At 73.8% G+C, this 302-nt stretch carries 1 pseudogene; it reads right to left on the bottom strand.

Annotated elements, in window-relative coordinates:
• A pseudogene (locus tag AOK22_RS43495) lies at positions 1 to 302 on the bottom strand (1,4-alpha-glucan branching enzyme); the annotation flags it as partial.

Raw genomic sequence — 302 nt, 5'->3', positions numbered from 1 at the left:
AGTTCCCGACGACCCGCACGCCCCGCGCGTTGGGCGCCCACACCGTGAAGCGGGTGCCGGTGGCGCCCTGGTGGTCCATCGGCCGGGCCCCGAGCGCCTCCCAGAGCCGCTCGTGCCGGCCCTCGCCGATCAGGTGCAGGTCGAACTCGCCGAGCGCGGGCAGGAAGCGGTAGGCGTCGTGGACATCCAGCTCCGTGTCCTCGTACGCGACACGGAGGCGGTAGTCGTCCGGCACGGACCGCAGCGGCAGCACCGCGGAGAAGAACCCGTCGCCGTCGTCGCGCAGCTCGGCGCGGAAGTCC

Source organism: Streptomyces silaceus, assembly GCF_001419745.1.
In the GTDB taxonomy this organism is placed as follows: domain Bacteria; phylum Actinomycetota; class Actinomycetes; order Streptomycetales; family Streptomycetaceae; genus Streptomyces; species Streptomyces silaceus.
This window is presented reverse-complemented; position numbering and strand designations above follow the sequence as displayed.